The sequence below is a fragment of the Agrobacterium sp. InxBP2 genome (assembly GCF_026191755.1).
Taxonomy (GTDB): Bacteria; Pseudomonadota; Alphaproteobacteria; order Rhizobiales; family Rhizobiaceae; genus Agrobacterium; species Agrobacterium pusense.
Genome location: NZ_JAINDY010000030.1, coordinates 375,404 through 391,476, shown reverse-complemented (window position 1 = coordinate 391,476; position 16,073 = coordinate 375,404). Strand labels below are relative to the sequence as shown.

General features: G+C 60.4%; 15 protein-coding genes. 8 read left to right on the top strand and 7 right to left on the bottom strand.

The window, feature by feature from the left end:
• Positions 1 to 96: 96 nt before the first annotated feature.
• The 4 genes from podJ (at position 97) to K7A42_RS17130 (ending at position 6,448) form a co-directional block, all read left to right on the top strand.
• On the top strand, positions 97 to 3,840 hold the full coding sequence (gene podJ, locus K7A42_RS17145) for a cell division protein PodJ (protein ID WP_282455595.1): 3,744 nt from the start codon (positions 97 to 99) through the stop codon (positions 3,838 to 3,840).
• A 262-nt stretch (positions 3,841 to 4,102) separates the two neighbouring features.
• On the top strand, positions 4,103 to 5,029 hold the full coding sequence (locus K7A42_RS17140) for a sulfite exporter TauE/SafE family protein (RefSeq protein ID WP_004439829.1): 927 nt from the start codon (positions 4,103 to 4,105) through the stop codon (positions 5,027 to 5,029).
• Complete coding sequence (locus K7A42_RS17135) at positions 5,026 to 5,853, top strand: TIGR02186 family protein (RefSeq protein WP_004439826.1); 828 nt, start codon at positions 5,026 to 5,028, stop codon at positions 5,851 to 5,853. Before K7A42_RS17140 ends, K7A42_RS17135 begins: the two co-directional genes overlap by 4 nt.
• A 157-nt stretch (positions 5,854 to 6,010) precedes the next feature.
• Positions 6,011 to 6,448, top strand: coding sequence for a universal stress protein (locus tag K7A42_RS17130; protein WP_006697645.1), 438 nt, complete (start codon positions 6,011 to 6,013; stop codon positions 6,446 to 6,448).
• Positions 6,449 to 6,462: 14 nt separating this feature from the next.
• Here K7A42_RS17130 and pdeM read toward each other — a convergent pair whose 3' ends face one another.
• Entirely contained in the window at positions 6,463 to 7,191 is a 729-nt protein-coding gene (pdeM, locus tag K7A42_RS17125; RefSeq protein WP_035206761.1) for a ligase-associated DNA damage response endonuclease PdeM, read from the bottom strand.
• A gap of 46 nt (positions 7,192 to 7,237) precedes the next feature.
• On the bottom strand, positions 7,238 to 9,829 hold the full coding sequence (locus tag K7A42_RS17120; protein WP_282455594.1) for a ligase-associated DNA damage response DEXH box helicase: 2,592 nt from the start codon (positions 9,827 to 9,829) through the stop codon (positions 7,238 to 7,240).
• Positions 9,830 to 9,878: 49 nt separating this feature from the next.
• On the opposite strand from K7A42_RS17120, the gene K7A42_RS17115 reads away from it, so the two are divergent.
• Both K7A42_RS17115 and K7A42_RS17110 read left to right on the top strand, forming a co-directional pair.
• Positions 9,879 to 10,382: an RrF2 family transcriptional regulator gene (locus K7A42_RS17115; protein WP_282455593.1), complete on the top strand. Its 504-nt coding sequence runs from the start codon at positions 9,879 to 9,881 to the stop codon at positions 10,380 to 10,382.
• Between the two features lie 106 nt (positions 10,383 to 10,488).
• Positions 10,489 to 10,950, top strand: a complete 462-nt coding sequence (locus K7A42_RS17110) for a carboxymuconolactone decarboxylase family protein (protein WP_282455592.1) — start codon at positions 10,489 to 10,491, stop codon at positions 10,948 to 10,950.
• A 26-nt stretch (positions 10,951 to 10,976) separates the two neighbouring features.
• Here K7A42_RS17110 and K7A42_RS17105 read toward each other — a convergent pair whose 3' ends face one another.
• The 3 genes from K7A42_RS17105 to K7A42_RS17095 all read right to left on the bottom strand — a co-directional run bounded on the left by K7A42_RS17105 (position 10,977) and on the right by K7A42_RS17095 (position 13,373).
• Positions 10,977 to 11,618: a YitT family protein gene (locus tag K7A42_RS17105; protein ID WP_004439810.1), complete on the bottom strand. Its 642-nt coding sequence runs from the start codon at positions 11,616 to 11,618 to the stop codon at positions 10,977 to 10,979.
• Between the two features lie 71 nt (positions 11,619 to 11,689).
• Positions 11,690 to 12,301, bottom strand: coding sequence for a YitT family protein (locus K7A42_RS17100; protein WP_006698960.1), 612 nt, complete (start codon positions 12,299 to 12,301; stop codon positions 11,690 to 11,692).
• A gap of 130 nt (positions 12,302 to 12,431) precedes the next feature.
• Positions 12,432 to 13,373, bottom strand: coding sequence for a class I SAM-dependent DNA methyltransferase (locus tag K7A42_RS17095; RefSeq protein WP_282455591.1), 942 nt, complete (start codon positions 13,371 to 13,373; stop codon positions 12,432 to 12,434).
• Between the two features lie 167 nt (positions 13,374 to 13,540).
• Here K7A42_RS17095 and K7A42_RS17090 point away from each other — a divergent pair, with 167 nt between their 5' ends.
• Both K7A42_RS17090 and K7A42_RS17085 read left to right on the top strand, forming a co-directional pair.
• Positions 13,541 to 13,807, top strand: a complete 267-nt coding sequence (locus K7A42_RS17090; protein ID WP_004439806.1) for a DUF6460 domain-containing protein — start codon at positions 13,541 to 13,543, stop codon at positions 13,805 to 13,807.
• 1 nt (position 13,808) lies between these two features.
• Positions 13,809 to 14,306 (top strand): CAP domain-containing protein, encoded by a 498-nt coding sequence (locus tag K7A42_RS17085; protein WP_282455590.1) that lies wholly within the window; start codon positions 13,809 to 13,811, stop codon positions 14,304 to 14,306.
• 189 nt (positions 14,307 to 14,495) lie between these two features.
• On the opposite strand, the gene K7A42_RS17080 is transcribed toward K7A42_RS17085, so the two are convergent.
• Together K7A42_RS17080 and K7A42_RS17075 are read right to left on the bottom strand one after the other, a co-directional pair.
• Positions 14,496 to 15,587, bottom strand: coding sequence for a quinone-dependent dihydroorotate dehydrogenase (locus tag K7A42_RS17080; protein ID WP_035206757.1), 1,092 nt, complete (start codon positions 15,585 to 15,587; stop codon positions 14,496 to 14,498).
• Entirely contained in the window at positions 15,587 to 15,940 is a 354-nt protein-coding gene (locus tag K7A42_RS17075; RefSeq protein WP_004439797.1) for a DUF952 domain-containing protein, read from the bottom strand. The genes K7A42_RS17080 and K7A42_RS17075 overlap by 1 nt, the downstream gene beginning before the upstream one ends.
• Positions 15,941 to 16,073 lie beyond the last annotated feature (133 nt).

Below are 16,073 nucleotides of genomic sequence, written 5' to 3'. Positions count from 1 at the left end.
CTAGAATTGCTGCATGTTGCGGCGACGGCGTGTCCAAACAGGCAACGTCGCGACAGATAACCGGGCACGGCGGGCGGAAGCGAAGCGAGCGAAAAGATGAACGGATTGCGATCGAAAACCCAACAGCCAAGCGACAGGTCGTCGCTTGATGCTCTCAATCGCACCATTGAAGGCCTTGAAGCCCGCATCGAAGGGTTGATGAGCCAGAAGTTTCCGCGCGACCAGCGGGCCGCTGGCGCCCCGCCGGAAACAAAGAGCGAAACCTATGCCGCACCACGCGAGCCACGCACAAGCGTGACGCCACCGCAACTTGATCCCGTCAACGAAATACGCCAGCGCCAGCGTCTGCTGGAGGCCAGCTTCCAGCGCCCGCAGGAACCTGCCGCCCGCCCGGAACGCACGATAACACGGCCGCTCGCGCCGGAATATCGGCAGAGGGAGCCCCAGCCGGCTCCTCAGGCCGCACCACGCGCACGCGCCATCCCGCCCTATCAGGAGCCACGCAATGACGCGGCCCTGCAGGAAATCGCGCAGGCACTCGTCAACCTCCGCCACGAATTGAAGCACGATATTGCCGAGGGCGTTGCGCGGGAAGCGCAGGGACTGCGCGCGGAAATCCGCAATATCCGCGCCGCGGCGGAAGACCAGCAATTCATCGGCGATCTGCGCGATGACATCGCACGGCTTGCCGGAAGCATCGACCAGCTCGGCAATCTGGCATCTCCGGATGTCTATGCGCTGCGCAACGAATTCGAGGACCTACGCCTCACCATTGACCAGCTCGCACGCGAAGACAGCGTCCATCGGATCGAAAGCCGCTGGAACACTGTGGAAGACACGCTGCGTGGTTTCGATGCCGGCGCCCTTCAGGATGAAATCGTCTCCCTCGCCTATCGTCTCGATGACATCAAGACGCAGCTCGGCGGCATGAGCAACAATCCGGCCGTTCGCGTGCTCGAGGAGAAGCTGATCGCGATCGCCAGCGCGGTCGAGCAGCTCGGCAAGCACATGCAGCCGAATGAAGCGGTCTTTAGCGAACAGTTTTCCGGTCTCGATCAGCGGCTGGACGAAATCAGCCGCGCCATTGCGGCGACCGGCACACGCGCCAATGCGCAGGCAACCGACAATGCGCTCGCCCAGCGACTGGAAAACCGCCTGAACGGCCTCGCCGAACAGCTCGGTGATATCAACCGCCTCGCCGCTGCAAAACCGGAACCCTCCCTTGATCTTACCGCGCGCCTTGAAGCGCTGGCCGGCAAGATCGATGAGCTGAGCACCACGCGCGATGCAGCGCAACTGCATGAGCGACTGGACCAGCTTTCACTGCTTCTGGAACGGTCGCAGCGCCCTTCGCAACAGGCGGAGCTGACGTCTTTCCTCAGCGACATTTCCCGCAAGATCGATGCGCTCGACCACGGCACCGTGAATGAGGGTCTGGCCGAACGGCTCGACACGCTCTCTCGGCAGATCGAGGAGCTCGATTATCGCTATAGCCAGCCGCAGCTGGCATCGGGCCTCAGTGAAAGCGCCTTTTCGCGCCTGGAAGAGCGGCTTGGCACTATCGCCGCGCGACTGGATGAGACCGCCCATGCCGCCCCCGCTGACAGCCATGCGCTGGCGAGCCTTGAAAACCAGATCGCCCATCTCTCGACGCTGATCAGCCAGCCGGTACAGATGCAGGCCGCAGGCATGTCGCCTGAACTCGATGCGCGCATGGCGGCGATCGAAGACTATATGGCTTCGAACGACGAATATATCATCGAAGCGGCCCGGCAGGCAGCCGAGGCCGTTCTCGACGCCTATACCCGCAACAACCTCTCGGCCGGCGCGAACATCGCCGACATGTCGATGCTGACCGATCTCGCGGCCGATTTGCGCAACCTTGAAGCGCTGAGCCGCAACACCGAAGAGCGCACGCACCGCACCTTCGAAGCACTGCACGAAACGCTGGTGCAGATTGCCGGCCGCCTGGATAATCTCGACAACGGAACGTCCTACCGCGAAGAGCCCACCCGTCACGTTGCACAGCAGGCTGTTGCCGCAGGCCGCGACGACGTCGCGATGCCGGCCGCCATATTCCCGGAAGAGGGCTATATAGCCGAAGAGCAGGCCATTCTCGAGGATGTCAGCGACAACGACGCGACCGCCATCGTGCCGCCCGCTGCCGTCAAGCCCGCAAAAGCAGAGAAAACGAGCCTGCTCGCCGGGCTGACGAAGCGCTTCAAAACAAGCACGGCGAAGCCCGCAAAGACCAAGGAAGAACCCGTATCGGCCTCTTCCGCCCGCACCCAGGTTGAGCCTGCCCCGTCGCTTGATCCGATCGACGTTCTGCCAGCCGGTCAGGAGAACGAACTCCTGGAGCCCGGTTCGGGCGCGCCTGATATCAAGAAAATCCTGGAACGCGTGCGCGCCAGCCAGGTGGCCGCCACCGGCAAGGCCGTGGACGCGGAAGGACGGACGGACTTTATCGCCGCCGCCCGCCGTGCCGCGCAGGCCGCCGCGATGGAAACAGCGCCGGAAAAGCTTGAAACCGGCAAAAAGAAAAGAAAGACCGAAACTTCGGCTCTTTCGCGTTATCGCCGGCCGCTGCTGCTCGGTATCGGCGCGATCCTTCTGGCGATGATGGCCATGCCCCTCGTCAAGACACTGATCAGCGGCACGGAAGCCCCGGCGCCGGTGATTGAACAGAAGATGGACAATGCACCGGTTTCCGCCCTTCCCGAAACCGGCGACAAGGCCGTCACCATACCGTCTGACCTCGCGATCGGATCCGAGCAGGCAGCCCCGGCCGACAGCATCGAGAACTCCGCTCCGGCACAGAATACCATTGACCACCGGACCATTGGCGGTGCGCCGCTACCCGAGGAGCCGCCGGTCGCCGATGTTCCCGCCGTGGATCCCGCAAAATCCGGCACCGTCGCGCAGGCGGAACCGCCGAAACCGGCTGAGGCCGTCGTCACGGCCGCTCCCGCCGACGGCGCCATCGTCGTTCCCGCCGGGATAGAGCCCGCATCACTTGCTGAAGCCGCCGCCAAGGGCGACACGCAGGCGCTTTTCGAAATCGCAGCCCGCTACACCGACGGTCGCGGCGTTGCCGCCGACCGTGCCGAAGCCGCGAAGTGGTACAAGCTGGCTGCCGATCGCGGTCTTGCGCCCGCGCAATATCGTCTCGCCAATCTCTACGAGAAGGCGAACGGCGTCGAACGCAACCTTCCGGAAGCGAAGCGCTATTACACGCTGGCCGCCGAACAGGGCAATGCGGGGGCCATGCACAATCTCGCCGTCCTGCTCGCTTCCGACGCGGCTGGCCAGCCGGATTTTGCTGCCGCCGCGCAGTGGTTCATCAAGGCCTCCGAACTCGGCGTCCGCGACAGCCAGTTCAACCTCGCCATTCTTTATGCCCGCGGCAGCGGGGTTAAGCAGGACATCGAGGAATCTTACAAGTGGTTCGCCATTGCCGCCAAGGATGGCGATGCCGATGCCGCCCAGAAGCGCGACGAAGTGGCGGGGGCCTTGAACCCGCAGCAGCTCCAGAGCGCCAAGGCCAAGGTGGAGGCGTGGAAGGTCAAGCCGCTTTCGGAAGATGCCAACAACGTCAACCCGCCGGAAGAGTGGGCTGGCAAGGAAGGCGTGAAAACCGCCTCCGTGGACATGGAAAAGGCGATCCGCAACATTCAGGCGATCCTCAACAAGAACGGCTTCGATGCCGGGCAGCCGGACGGCAAGCTCGGCAAGAACACCGTGACGGCCATCAAGGACTTTCAGAAATCCGTGGGCCAGACCCCGGACGGGCGCATTACCAACGAACTGGTGACAGCGCTTCTCGCCCGCAATAAATAATGGTTCTGAAACCCAAAAAGCGGCCCCCCGGCCGCTTTTTTGCAACGCCTGACAGGAATGTGGGCGGCTGCCTTCGCCAGACCTCTATCTTTCCAAATTATCAACGTATTTACCGTTGAATGTTGACAGGTTAGGCCCTCGCGGGCATGACGGATGAAGGCTGGGCATGCCCGGTCTTTTCAGACAGAAAGTGTAAATCGCGGCAAGGCCCCCTGACCGGACAAGCCATGCCGCCCGGAACCATTTGCCCGAGGTCCGAGCCGTGACTGTCTATCTGCCGATCGCAGAACTGTCGGTGAATATTTTCATCATTCTCGGCATGGGCGCGGCCGTCGGTTTTTTGTCCGGCATGTTCGGTGTCGGCGGTGGCTTTCTGATCACCCCGCTGCTGATTTTCTACAATATTCCGCCAGTCGTGGCCGTGGCGACGGGCGCCAACCAGGTGGTGGCCTCCTCCGTTTCAGGCTCGATCACCCATTTCCGGCGTGGAACCCTCGACGTCAAGCTCGGCAGCGTTCTGCTCGTCGGCGGCCTCCTGGGCGCCACAGTCGGCGTGTGGATATTCTCGTTCCTTCGCAGCATCGGCCAGCTCGACCTCATCGTTTCGCTGCTCTACGTCATCCTGCTTGGCACCGTTGGCGGGTTGATGCTGAAAGAAAGCATCTCGGCGCTGAGACGTGCCGCCCGCAACGAGACGGTGACGCTGCGCCGGCCGGGACACCACAACTGGGTACACCGCCTGCCGCTGAAAATGCGGTTCAAGAAATCGAAGATCTATCTCAGCATCATTCCAGTCGTCACGCTCGGTTTCGGCATCGGCATACTCACCTCTATCATGGGTGTGGGCGGCGGTTTCATCATGGTGCCGGCGATGATCTATCTGTTACGCATTCCCACCAGTGTGGTTGTCGGCACCTCACTGTTCCAGATCATTTTCGTCACCGCATACACGACCGTCGTACAGGCAGCGACCAACTACTCCGTCGATGTGGTGCTGGCTTTCATCCTGATGGTGGCTGGCGTCATCGGCGCGCAATATGGTGTACGCGTCGGCCAGAAACTGCGCGGCGAACAGCTGCGTGCGCTGCTGGCGCTTCTTGTCCTCGCCGTCGCCCTTCGCCTTGCGGTATCGCTGGTGGTTCGGCCGGAAGATCTGTTTTCGGTCGCCGTCGGGGGGTTAGGTTATTGACCCGCCATTTGTTGCTTGCCGCCCTTGCCCTGCTCTCCTGTCTTGCCTTCGGGCAAACTGCTTCCGCCCAGACGCCGCCGCTTGCGCTGCCGCCGGGTCCGCAGCAGCGCCCCCTGCAGGAAAACATCGAAATCGGCGCTTCGACGACGGAAATTCCGATAGCCTCGGATTTTCGCGGGGCGGATTTCACGCTCTTCGGGGCGCTCAACAATACCGACCAGCTGCTGCTGGCCATCGGGCAATATGACATCGTGGTGACGCTGGAGGGACCGAGCGACTACATGACCGTGCGCAAGAAGGAGCGTGTGGCAGGCATCTGGATCAATACCAGCGCCATCACCTTCACGCCGCTGCCGGAATCCTACTCCATGGCCAGCACCCGCAATATCAGCGATGTCGCCTCCCCCGGAACGCTGCGCGCCATGGGGCTCGGCGTCGACCATCTATCGCTCAAAAGCGCTGTCTTTTCGGGCGTGCCCGACAATGTCTTCGATTTTCAGGAGGCCTATCGTCGGCTCAAGCTTTCGAGCGGCATCTACCGCAATGATACGACAGGGGTGCGGCTGGAACGCACGGGCCTGTTTTGGGCGACCTTGCGCCTGCCCGCCAACGTCCCAAACGGGGTGCACACGGCACGCGCCTATCTCTTCAAGAGCGGCAAATTCATCGCCCAGCGTGAATTAAAACTGCGCGTCGTCAAGACCGGCATGGAACAGGCGATCACCGATGCCGCGCATCAGACGCCGCTTGCTTACGGCGCGCTTTGCGTTCTGCTCGCCGTCGTCACCGGCTGGGGCGCCAGCATCATCTTCCGCAAGGACTGAGCGTTTTCAATCGCGCAAAAGAGAGCGTCTGCCACCCGCACGGGCAAAGATAGCATTCGCTTCCTTCCGGGGTTTGCTGTAAAATTCAAGGCGTTACAAACGCACGCAGCTGATGGCGGCAAGTGCGGTTGTAACGGGGATGAAAAGGAGAAATGTCATGTTCAAGCACATTCTCATTCCCACCGATGGTTCGCCGCTGGCGCAGATCGCAATCGACCAAGGGTTCGCTCTCGCCAAGGAGGCAGGCGCAAAGGTGACCGTGGTGACGGTATCGGAACCCTTTCATGTGATTGCCAGCGATGTCGAGGACATTGCCGCCATTGCCGAAGAGGAATTCCACCGTTGCGAAGAGGCGGAGCATCTGCTTCGCGATACGCAGGCGCATGCCACCGCCATGGGGCTGGATTGCGAGGCCCTGCTGGCGCGGGCGGGGCGGCCGGACGAGGCGATCATTGAAATAGCCGACAAGACCGGCTGCGACCTCATCGCCATGGCCTCGCACCGGCGCAGGAGTTTCGTTGAGATGCTGCTCGGCAGTGTCACCGCCAAGGTGCTGAAGAATTCGAAGATACCGGTATTGGTCTACCGCCAATAGGCTGCGCTAAAATCTCAGCCGAGCAGACTGGAAAACCGCACCGAGTAGATGCGATCTCTCCCCATCAGATGCGCGACGAGAGCGGCATGATCGAACAGGCCGCGCATTGCCTTGTGGCGTAAATCCAGCCCGCCGCTCAACACCCCGAATGCCGGCATCAACAGACGCGAACCATCGGTGGCGAAACAGGGCCGCCGCACCGTCTTCTCGCGGCGTCGCACAGTGGCGGAGGGGTGCAGGTGACCGGCGATTTCACCGGCCGCATCGCCCGGCTTAGGCTCGTGGCGGAAAACGAGATTGCCGTAAAACATCTCATCCACCGAAGAACCCGGCAGATCGACCGTGCCATCGGGGTCGTGGTTGCCGTTGATCCATATCCATTCGCGACCGCGGGCCATCTCGCGGATGAGTTCGCGCAACGGCAGCGGCAGGTGCTGGGAGCCGACGCGATCATGAAAATTGTCGCCGAGGCTGACGACGATCTTCGGATCGTAGCGGCTGATGAGGGAAGACAGTATCTTGAGGGTGGCGATGGTGTCGTAGGGCGGCAGCATGCGTCCACGCCTTGCAAAAGCCGCACCCTTTTCCAGATGCAGGTCGGAAACGACGAGCAGCGACAGGTCGGGCAGGTAGAGCCCACCCAAAGGGTCGCACCAGGCGGAAACGCCGTTGATGGCGGTCTCGCTGCCCAGGCATTCGAAGCCGTTGGAAAACCTGTCGCTCAATGTCAGCCGGCTCAGCACTTTTATCGTTGTTCCTTCAATGCATACTTCAGCACATGGGCATATTTCAGGACATGGCCTCGGCGATCAGCTCATCAGCAGCTTCCGCCAGCACATCGTCCATCGCTTCGCCCGCCACCGTCTCCCGGCCGATTTCCAGCATGACCGGAACGGCGAGGGGCGAGACGTGCTCCAGCGCGCGATGCGTGGTGTGTCCCTTGATTCGCTTCAGCATATCGCCAAGACGGCCAATATCCAAAAGTCCTGCTGCGGCATCGCGTCGCGTCGCTTCCAGCAGGATATGATCCGGCTCATGGCTGCGAAGAACGTCATAAATAAGATCGGCGGACACCGTGACCTGCCGGCCGGTCTTTTCCTTGCCGGGATGGCGGCGTTCGATCAGCCCGGAAATGACTGCGCAATTGCGGAAGGTGCGTTTCAGCATGAAGGATTCGTCAAGCCATGCTTCCAGATCGTCGCCAAGCATGTCCTCATCGAGAAGGTCGGCCAGCGACAGGCGGCGAGACTTCAGCCGCATGCCGATATCCTCCATGGCCCAGATGGCCAGCGAATAATCGGTGGCGACGAAACCCATCGGTTTTGCCCCGGCCCGCTCCAGCCGCCGCGTCAGAAGCATGCCGAGTGTCTGATGCGCCAGCCGTCCCTCAAAGGGATACATGACCATGAAGAAGCGCTTACGGAAGGGGAAGGTCTCCACCAATAGCTCGTCGCGCTTGGGAATGATCGACTTCTCCTTCTGGATTGCCAGCCAGTCGCGAACCTGATCTGGCAGGGCATGCCACCGTGTCGGGTCTGCCAGCATGGAGCGCACTTGATCTGCCAGGTAGGTGGAAAGCGGAAATTTGCCACCGGCATAGGAGGGTATCTTCGGATCCATGGAAAAGGCCTGTGAGACCAGGCATTCATTCTCCCTGATGCCCTCGAACCGCAGCACCTTGCCGGCAAAGAGAAAAGTATCGCCCTGCACCAGCTGCTCTAGGAAATATTCCTCGACCTTGCCGAGCGACATGCCACCGCGACCGACCGTGCCCTTGGCATTGCGCTTGACCATGCGGACATTGAGTTCCGCCGCCTCGACGATGGTGCCGAGGTTGAGGCGATATTGCTGCGCTACCGCCGGATTGGACACGCGCCAGCGACCGTCCTTCATCTGGCGGATGCGGGCATAACGTTCATAGGTGCGCAGCGCGTAGCCGCCGGTGGCAGTAAAATCCACCACCCGATCGAAGGTGGCACGCGGCAGGTCGGCATAGGGCGAGGCGCTGGTGACTTCGCGATAAAGTTCATCCGCATCGAAAGGCTCGGCACAGGCCATGCCGAGTACGTGCTGGGCGAGAACATCAAGCGCGCCTTCGGCGATCGGCGGCGTATCCTGCGCGCCGATATAGTTGGCATCCAGCGCTGCCCGGCATTCCATCACCTCGAAGCGGTTGGCGGGAACGAGGATCGCCTTTGACGGCTCATCCATGCGGTGGTTGGCACGGCCGATACGCTGAGCGAGGCGGCTTGCGCCCTTCGGCGCGCCGACATGCACGACAAGGTCAACGTCACCCCAGTCTATGCCGAGATCGAGGGTGGAGGTGGCAACAACGGCACGTAACCTGTTTTCCGCCATGGCCGCTTCCACCCTGCGGCGCTGCCCGGCATCCAGCGAGCCGTGATGCAGTGCAATCGGCAAATTGTCGTCATTGATCGTCCAGAGCTCCTGAAAGACCCTTTCCGCCTGCGAGCGTGTGTTGACAAACACCAGCGTCGTCTGATGCTGCTTCAACGCTTCGTATAAGTCCTTTCCGGCATAACGCGCTGAATGGCCGGACCATGGGATGCGTTCTTCCGTGTGCAAGATGGAAATATCCGGCTTTGCACCGCCTTCGACGGTTATCAAGCCGGCGGGCGGCTTCCCCTGCCCCTGCGGTGCAAGATAACGGCGCAAATCCATCGGCTCCGCCACCGTGGCCGAAAGGCCGATGAAACGGACATCGGGCGCATGCCGGCGCACGCGGGCGAGCGCCAGCGACAGCAGATGGCCGCGTTTGGAGGTGACGAGCGAATGCAGCTCATCCAGCACCACATATTTCAGGTCACGGAAAAAGCGCTCGGCCTCCTTGTTGGCGAGCAGCAGCGAGACCTGTTCCGGTGTGGTCAGCAGGATATCCGGCGGGCGCACCTTCTGGCGCTGGCGTTTCGCCTGGGGCGTATCGCCGGTGCGGGTTTCGATGACAATCGGCAGACCCATTTCGGAAACGGGCTTGGTGAGATTACGCTCGATATCGACTGCAAGCGCCTTCAGCGGTGAGATGTAGAGGGTGTGCACGCCGACAAAGCCGGAGCCAGACGGTATCTTGCCCCGCTCTGTCAGATCGGTGAGCGAGGCCATGAAGCCGCCCAACGTCTTGCCAGCACCGGTGGGCGCGATCAGCAACATGTTCTCGCCGCCCCGTGCCCGCGCCATAAGCTCCAGCTGATGGGCGCGCGGAGACCACCCTTTTTCGACAAACCATTTCTGGAATGAAAGGGGCAAGGTGCCGACATCTATGCCGGAAATGGGGGACTCGGTGTGTTTCACGCCTTTAACGTAGTGAAAAACCTGAGAAAAAGAAGGGCGGAACAGGGCCGCTTGACAGGAAAACAGAATCATGGATAAATAATATCCATGATAGCGCAACAACAAGACATGGAAAAGACCGATGAAACTCGGGGACGGCGTTGAACAGGCCATTCACAGCGTGGGAATGCTGGCGGGCCTTTCCGAAGGCGGCGTGTTGTCCGCGGCCGCACTCGCGGAATTCCACGGCGTTTCCACCAGCTATCTTCTGAAGCACCTGCAATCATTGTCCAGCGCGGGAATAGTTGCCACGGTGCCGGGGCCGAAGGGCGGCTATCGTCTGGCGCGACCGACTGACAAGATCACCCTGCTGGACATCGTTCTGGCCGTTGAAGGGCCGCAGCCGGCTTTCCGTTGCGCGGAAATCCGGCAACGCGGTCCAAACCCATTGCCGGGCCGGTATTTCACCAAGCCCTGTGGTATCAATGCAGCGATGTTGAAGGCAGAGAAGGTCTATAGGGCCGAACTCGCCAAAACCACCATTGCCGATATTCGGGGCGATCTTGCCGCCACTGACGATGGTGGAATTGCTGCGCGTGGCTGTGCCTTCCTGGAGTTGAACGAGCGCAAGAAAGCAGCGCGCTGAGACTGGAAAACAGGCTCCGAAGAAAACCGATCTATGCTGGAGGGCTTCGTCGCTTTCCGGACTGATGACGCATGACTTCAAACTGACCCAACCAACGGAGAGACCCATGAAAACCCGTATCAACTATGCCAAAGCATCCCCCGAAGCCTTCAAGGCCGTCATGGCGCTTGAAAATTACGTTCAGGGCAGCGGACTTGAACGCTGTTTCGTTCACCTCATCAAGCTGCGTGCCTCGATCATCAATGGCTGTGCCTTCTGCGTGGATATGCATGTAAAGGAAAGCCGCCATGACGGGCTTTCCGAACAATGGATCAACCTGATGAGCGTGTGGCGGGAATCTCCCGTTTATACACAGCAGGAACGCGCATTGCTCGGCTGGGTGGATGCGGTGACGAAGATTGCTGAGACCGGGGCTCCGGACGATGCCTTCGAAACGCTGAAAGCGCATTTCTCCGATGAGGAAATCGTGAAGATTACGGTGGCCATCGGCGCCATCAACACCTGGAACCGTATTGCCGTCGGTTTCCGCTCGCAGCATCCGGTTGATGCGGCTGCGAAGGCGGCCTGACCTCGCAAACCCGCGACCGGCGGCCGCTACATGGCAATGTAGCGGTCGTTCCTGTGATTGATAGCAAGCGTGAGGTTCATAACCAGTGCTCCGAGAACGGAGCAGATAATGACAAAGGGTGTGGCAACGAAGAATGAGCAGGCCAGCACCATGCCGTCAAAGGCGAGCTGCACGAGGCCGGCGCGCCAGCCGAAACGATCCTGCAGATAAAGTGCCAGAATGCCGAAACCGCCGAGGCTGGTGCGATGACGAAACAGCGCCAGCATGCCCGCCGCAACCGTCAATCCGCCGAAAAGTGCTGCGGCAACCGGATTGATGCTCTGAAAGGCGAAAAAGCCGGGCATATATTCCGACAGCAGCGCTGTCAGAGCGATGGCGCAGAAGGTCTTGACCGTGAAGGCGAGGCCGAGGCGGCGGAAGGCGAGATAATAAAACGGCAGATTGACGAGGAAGAAGACCGTACCGAAGCTGAGGTCGGTGCCGTAATGCACGAGGAACGCCAGACCAACCGTGCCACCCGTCAAAAGACCGGCTGCGGAAAACAGCGTGACGCCGAGCGATACCAGCATGCTGCCCGCAAGAACGCCCTGCGCGTCTTCCAGCAGCGAATGACGATCCGGCGCGGAGGCCCAAAGATTAAGACGCCTGCGCGCGCTCGTATCGTCCATGCCTTGTCCCCTGAATACCAAGCCCTGCCGAGCTATTGCGCTGAAGTGCGGGAGATTTCAACCACCCTCGCTCAGCGCACGACGATATATCTGTCCGAACGGTGATTGATGGCCAGAAACATGTTGAGGACAAAGGCGCCGACGATCGAATAGACAACCGTGACCGGATCGATGACGAGGAAAGCACAGAGCATGACGAAGGCATCGAAGGCGAGCTGGATCAGGCCGGCGCGGATGCCAAAGCGATCCTGAATATAGATGGCCAGAATGCCGATGCCGCCAAGGCTGGCGCGGTGGCGATAAAGCGCCAGCAATCCGTAACCCAGCAGCAGACCGCCGAGCAGCGCCGCCCACAGCGGATTGATGCTGTCGATCACCATCCAGCGCGCTTCCACTTCCGTCAGCACCGAAACAAGGCCGATGGCGATGAATGTCTTGAAGGAAAAGGCAAGGCCGAGCCGACGGAAGGACAGGTAATAGAATGGCAGATTGACGAGGAAGAACAGCAGCCCGAAGCTGATGCCGAAGGCATAATGCAGGAGAAAGGCGACACCGGCGGTCCCGCCCGTCAAAAGGCCGACCTTGTTCAGCAGATAAAAGCCGAGCGCCGAGACAATGGCGCCGGTGACGATGCCCTGCACGTCTTCCACCGGCGCGTGTCTGGCCGGATCGGAACTCCACATGCCGTAAACGCTTCTCGTTCTCAAGCTTTGCCCTCGGTTTCTTTCATATTTTGCACTGCAAAACGAACCCGATCAAGATGGATACGTAAGGAAGGCTGACCTATCGAGAAAATGGAAAGAAATGAGATGTTCAGACCTTGGCCCGGGCAAGAAAAAGAATGCCGGAAAGGGGTTTTCCGGCATCCTTGCGAATGGTGGTCTTGCGAATTTCCATGAGATCAAAACCCGCCCGTTCCAGAAGACCGCTGACATAGGTTTTCGAATGGGCGTAACGAAGGGATTCCCGCAGAACGAAACCATCCTCCCCTGCCGCATCCTCAACCGAAAAGGCAAAGAAGCCGGAGGGCGCCAACAGGGCGGAAACGAGGGGCATGACGGTTTCGAGACTGCCGAGATACATCATTACATCGGCGGCGGCGACGAGATTGGCGCGCTTCGGCGCCAGGGTCGTGGTGAAGAGCCCCGAAGTTTCCGCTTCGAGGGAAAGATCGGCCTGGCCGAGGTGATCGTAGAGATCTTTTTCCTCCGCCTTGGCAAGCATGTTCTGTGAAATATCGAAACCTTCCAGCCGTTTTGCGAAGGCTCTGATTTCAACGCCGAGGAGTCCCGTGCCGCAGCCGATGTCGACGACAGTGTCGAACACCCCGCCATCCGCCGCCTTCTCGATCAGTTCGGCCAGTTTCTGCGGCACGCTGTAATCGAGCTTTTCGACCAGCGAAGTTTCGAAACGATCGGCATAATCGTCGAACAGCCCTTCCACATAACGGCTCGGCGGCTGTTCCGGTGTTTCTGCGGCGCCGAGAACCGCGAGCTTCAGTTCGGCTGCAAACAGCCCTTCCTCATCCATCTCGGCGACCTTTTCGTAAGCCGCCACGGCCTTTTCCGTTTCCCCCGCCTTTTCGTGATATTCCCCGAAGCGAAACCAGCCCGCCGTCCACCGTGGCGCTAGTTCCAGCGCCTGTTCCATGAGTTCGGCGGCGGCGGGATAATCACCGCCCTCCGCCAACATGCGGGCATAGTCCGCCCGGCGGTCGGCAATGACGTCACCGGAAGAAAACTGGTTTGGGGCCATTCAAGATTCCTGAGAAGATGCGCGCTGTCATTTCTCAAGCCATAAAAAAACTCAAGTCCTATTTCATGGCGCACTCGTGGAATTTGCTGATATGCGCGATATAGTGCGCAAAAACTTGCATCGATGTGGTCCGTTTCATATGTCAGGACAAAACAGGAGACTTGCTGATGGCCGGTGAGGTCAACAAATTGCTGGGCGACACAGTGGCCCGAACGGTGGTGAAGCTGCTCGTGGTTTCACTGCTCGTCGGCTTTCTGATGGCGATCTTCGGCTTGACGCCGTGGAACATCATTTACGGCGCGCGCGACTTCGTCGTCGACCTGTGGCGCAGCGGTTTCCATGCGCTGGGGGCGATCGGCGACTATCTGATCCTGGGCGCCACGATCGTCATTCCCGTCTTCATCATCCTGCGCCTTCTGAGCTATCGCCGCTGACATGACCGACACTTCTCTCCAGACGCTTACACGGCGCGGTTTCGTGCTGCTTTCCGCCGGTTCGGTTCTTTCAGCCTGCGTTTCCGTTCCAACCAACAAGGGCGTACCTTCAGGCACCCGCGATGAGACCGCAGCGGCGCTTCCAATGGTCAACGACCTGCGACGCTCGAAAGGACTTTCGCCGCTTTCCATCAATGGTGCAGCCAGCAGCGCCGCCGCCTATCAGGCCGGACGCATGGTCAAGGCGCAGAAGATGGCGCATCTGATCGGACTGACCGACAGTTTCCTGATCCGAATGAAGGAGGGGAATGTGCCGCTTCCTGCGGCGGAGAATGTGGCCGCCGGTCAGGATAGCGTGGAGCGGGTGGTGAAGGCCTGGATCGGCTCCAAACACCACCTGGAAAACATGCTTGGGCCTTATAACGGCCTCGGCGTGGGGGTCGCCTACGATGCCACTAGCCGCAACAGGCCCTATTGGGCCATGGTGCTCTGCGCCTGAGGTAAAGCGGTGGGAACCACCCTCTTCCCTCATTTCTGTGCTTGTTACAGGAATCCAGCCGACGCGCCTGCGCGGCGGAGAGAGTTCTTCCAGCCCAAGGACTTGGGCTGGCTGGATCCCTGTGACAAGCACAGGGATGAGGAGGGAGAGCCCCTGAGGAAGCGCTGCCTCGACCTTTCAGGCTCGCTGTCAGCCCAGCTTACGATCCGCCCAGCGGTCAACCGCGCTGTCGCGCAGATCACGGATCGATTCCACGCCCTCACGGGCAACCAGCTTCGACAGGCCCTTGACGATGGCAGATGGCAGACCGGGGCCTTCATAGACCATGCAGGAGTACAGCTGTACCAGATCCGCACCTGCCCTTACCTTTTCCAAGGCCGTTTCCGGGGACGAAACGCCGCCGACACCGATGATCGGCAAATTGACGCCGACGCGACGGCGCACCTTGGCCAGAACCGTGGTGGAGAGTTCGAAGAGAGGCTTGCCGGAAAGGCCACCCGCCTCACCCTTGTGCGGGCTGGCTCGCAGGCCGTCGCGTGAGAGGGTGGTATTGGAAACGATCAGGCCGTCCAGATCATGGGCAAGCGCTTCTTCAGCAACGTCGTCCAGTCCCTCTTCGGTCAGATCGGGAGCGATCTTGAGGAAGACGGGGATGCGTCTGCCGAAACGTTCAGCTTCCGCCTTGCGGCGTTCCAGCACGGCCGAGAGAAGGGCGGCAAGGCTTTCGCGCGCCTGCAGGTCGCGGAGACCAGGTGTGTTGGGGGACGAAATATTGACGGTGAAATAGGATGCGACCGAATAAAACGCCTCGATGCCCTGCACATAATCGGCGATACGGTCTTCACTGTCCTTGTTGGCGCCGATATTGACGCCGACAATGCCACGCAGATGCGCCTGCTTCAGACGCTCCAGCGCAGCGGCATGGCCTTCATTGTTGAAACCGAGGCGATTGATGACGCCCTCATCTTCCACAAGGCGAAAGATACGCGGCTTCGGATTGCCGGCCTGCGCCCGCGGCGTGACGGTGCCGATTTCAGTGAAGCCGAAACCGAGCTTCAGAAGCGGTCCCGGTACTTCCGCATTCTTGTCGTAACCCGCCGCCATGCCGAGCGGATTGGGGAAGACAAGGCCCGCCACGGTCTGCTGCAGTCGCGGATCGTGCGGCACCATGCAGGTGGGCAGGAAGCCGCTTTTCAGGGCCGCAATGGACAGCCCATGGGCCTTTTCCGGATCGACCAGGAACAGGCCCTTGCGGCCGATCGAGGAAAATAATCCGCTCATCACAAAATCTCCGGAAACTGGTGCTGGCCGTCGTGATCGAGTGCAAGCGGCGTCTCCCAGAGCACGGCGGTCAAGGGAAGAGGCCCATAAAGGTGAGGGAAAAGATCGCCGCCTCTTGAGGGTTCATAGACCAGCTTGTCGCCGAGGGCCGCGCCGTCGACTGCGATCAGCAGCAGATCGGCCTGGCCGGAAAAATGCCGCGCGGCTGTTTCCGCCACCTGCCTGGCCGTGGAAAAATGGATGAAGCCATCGGTCAGGTCGATGGCGGCGCCGTCGAAGACACCCTTTGCCCTGGCCTCGTTCCACAACGTCTCCGGCACGATTTTATAGATGATCGCGGGCGTTTCCTGCATGCGCTCTCCAAGGCTTTCCAACCATCGCGGTTTGCCGTAAAGCTAGGGGATTGTCCACAGTTTCCACGGTATTTTTATTGCTGAAAGCCTGAAAGACCGCCTGTCCACAAGCTTTTCCTTGTAAAGAGGAACC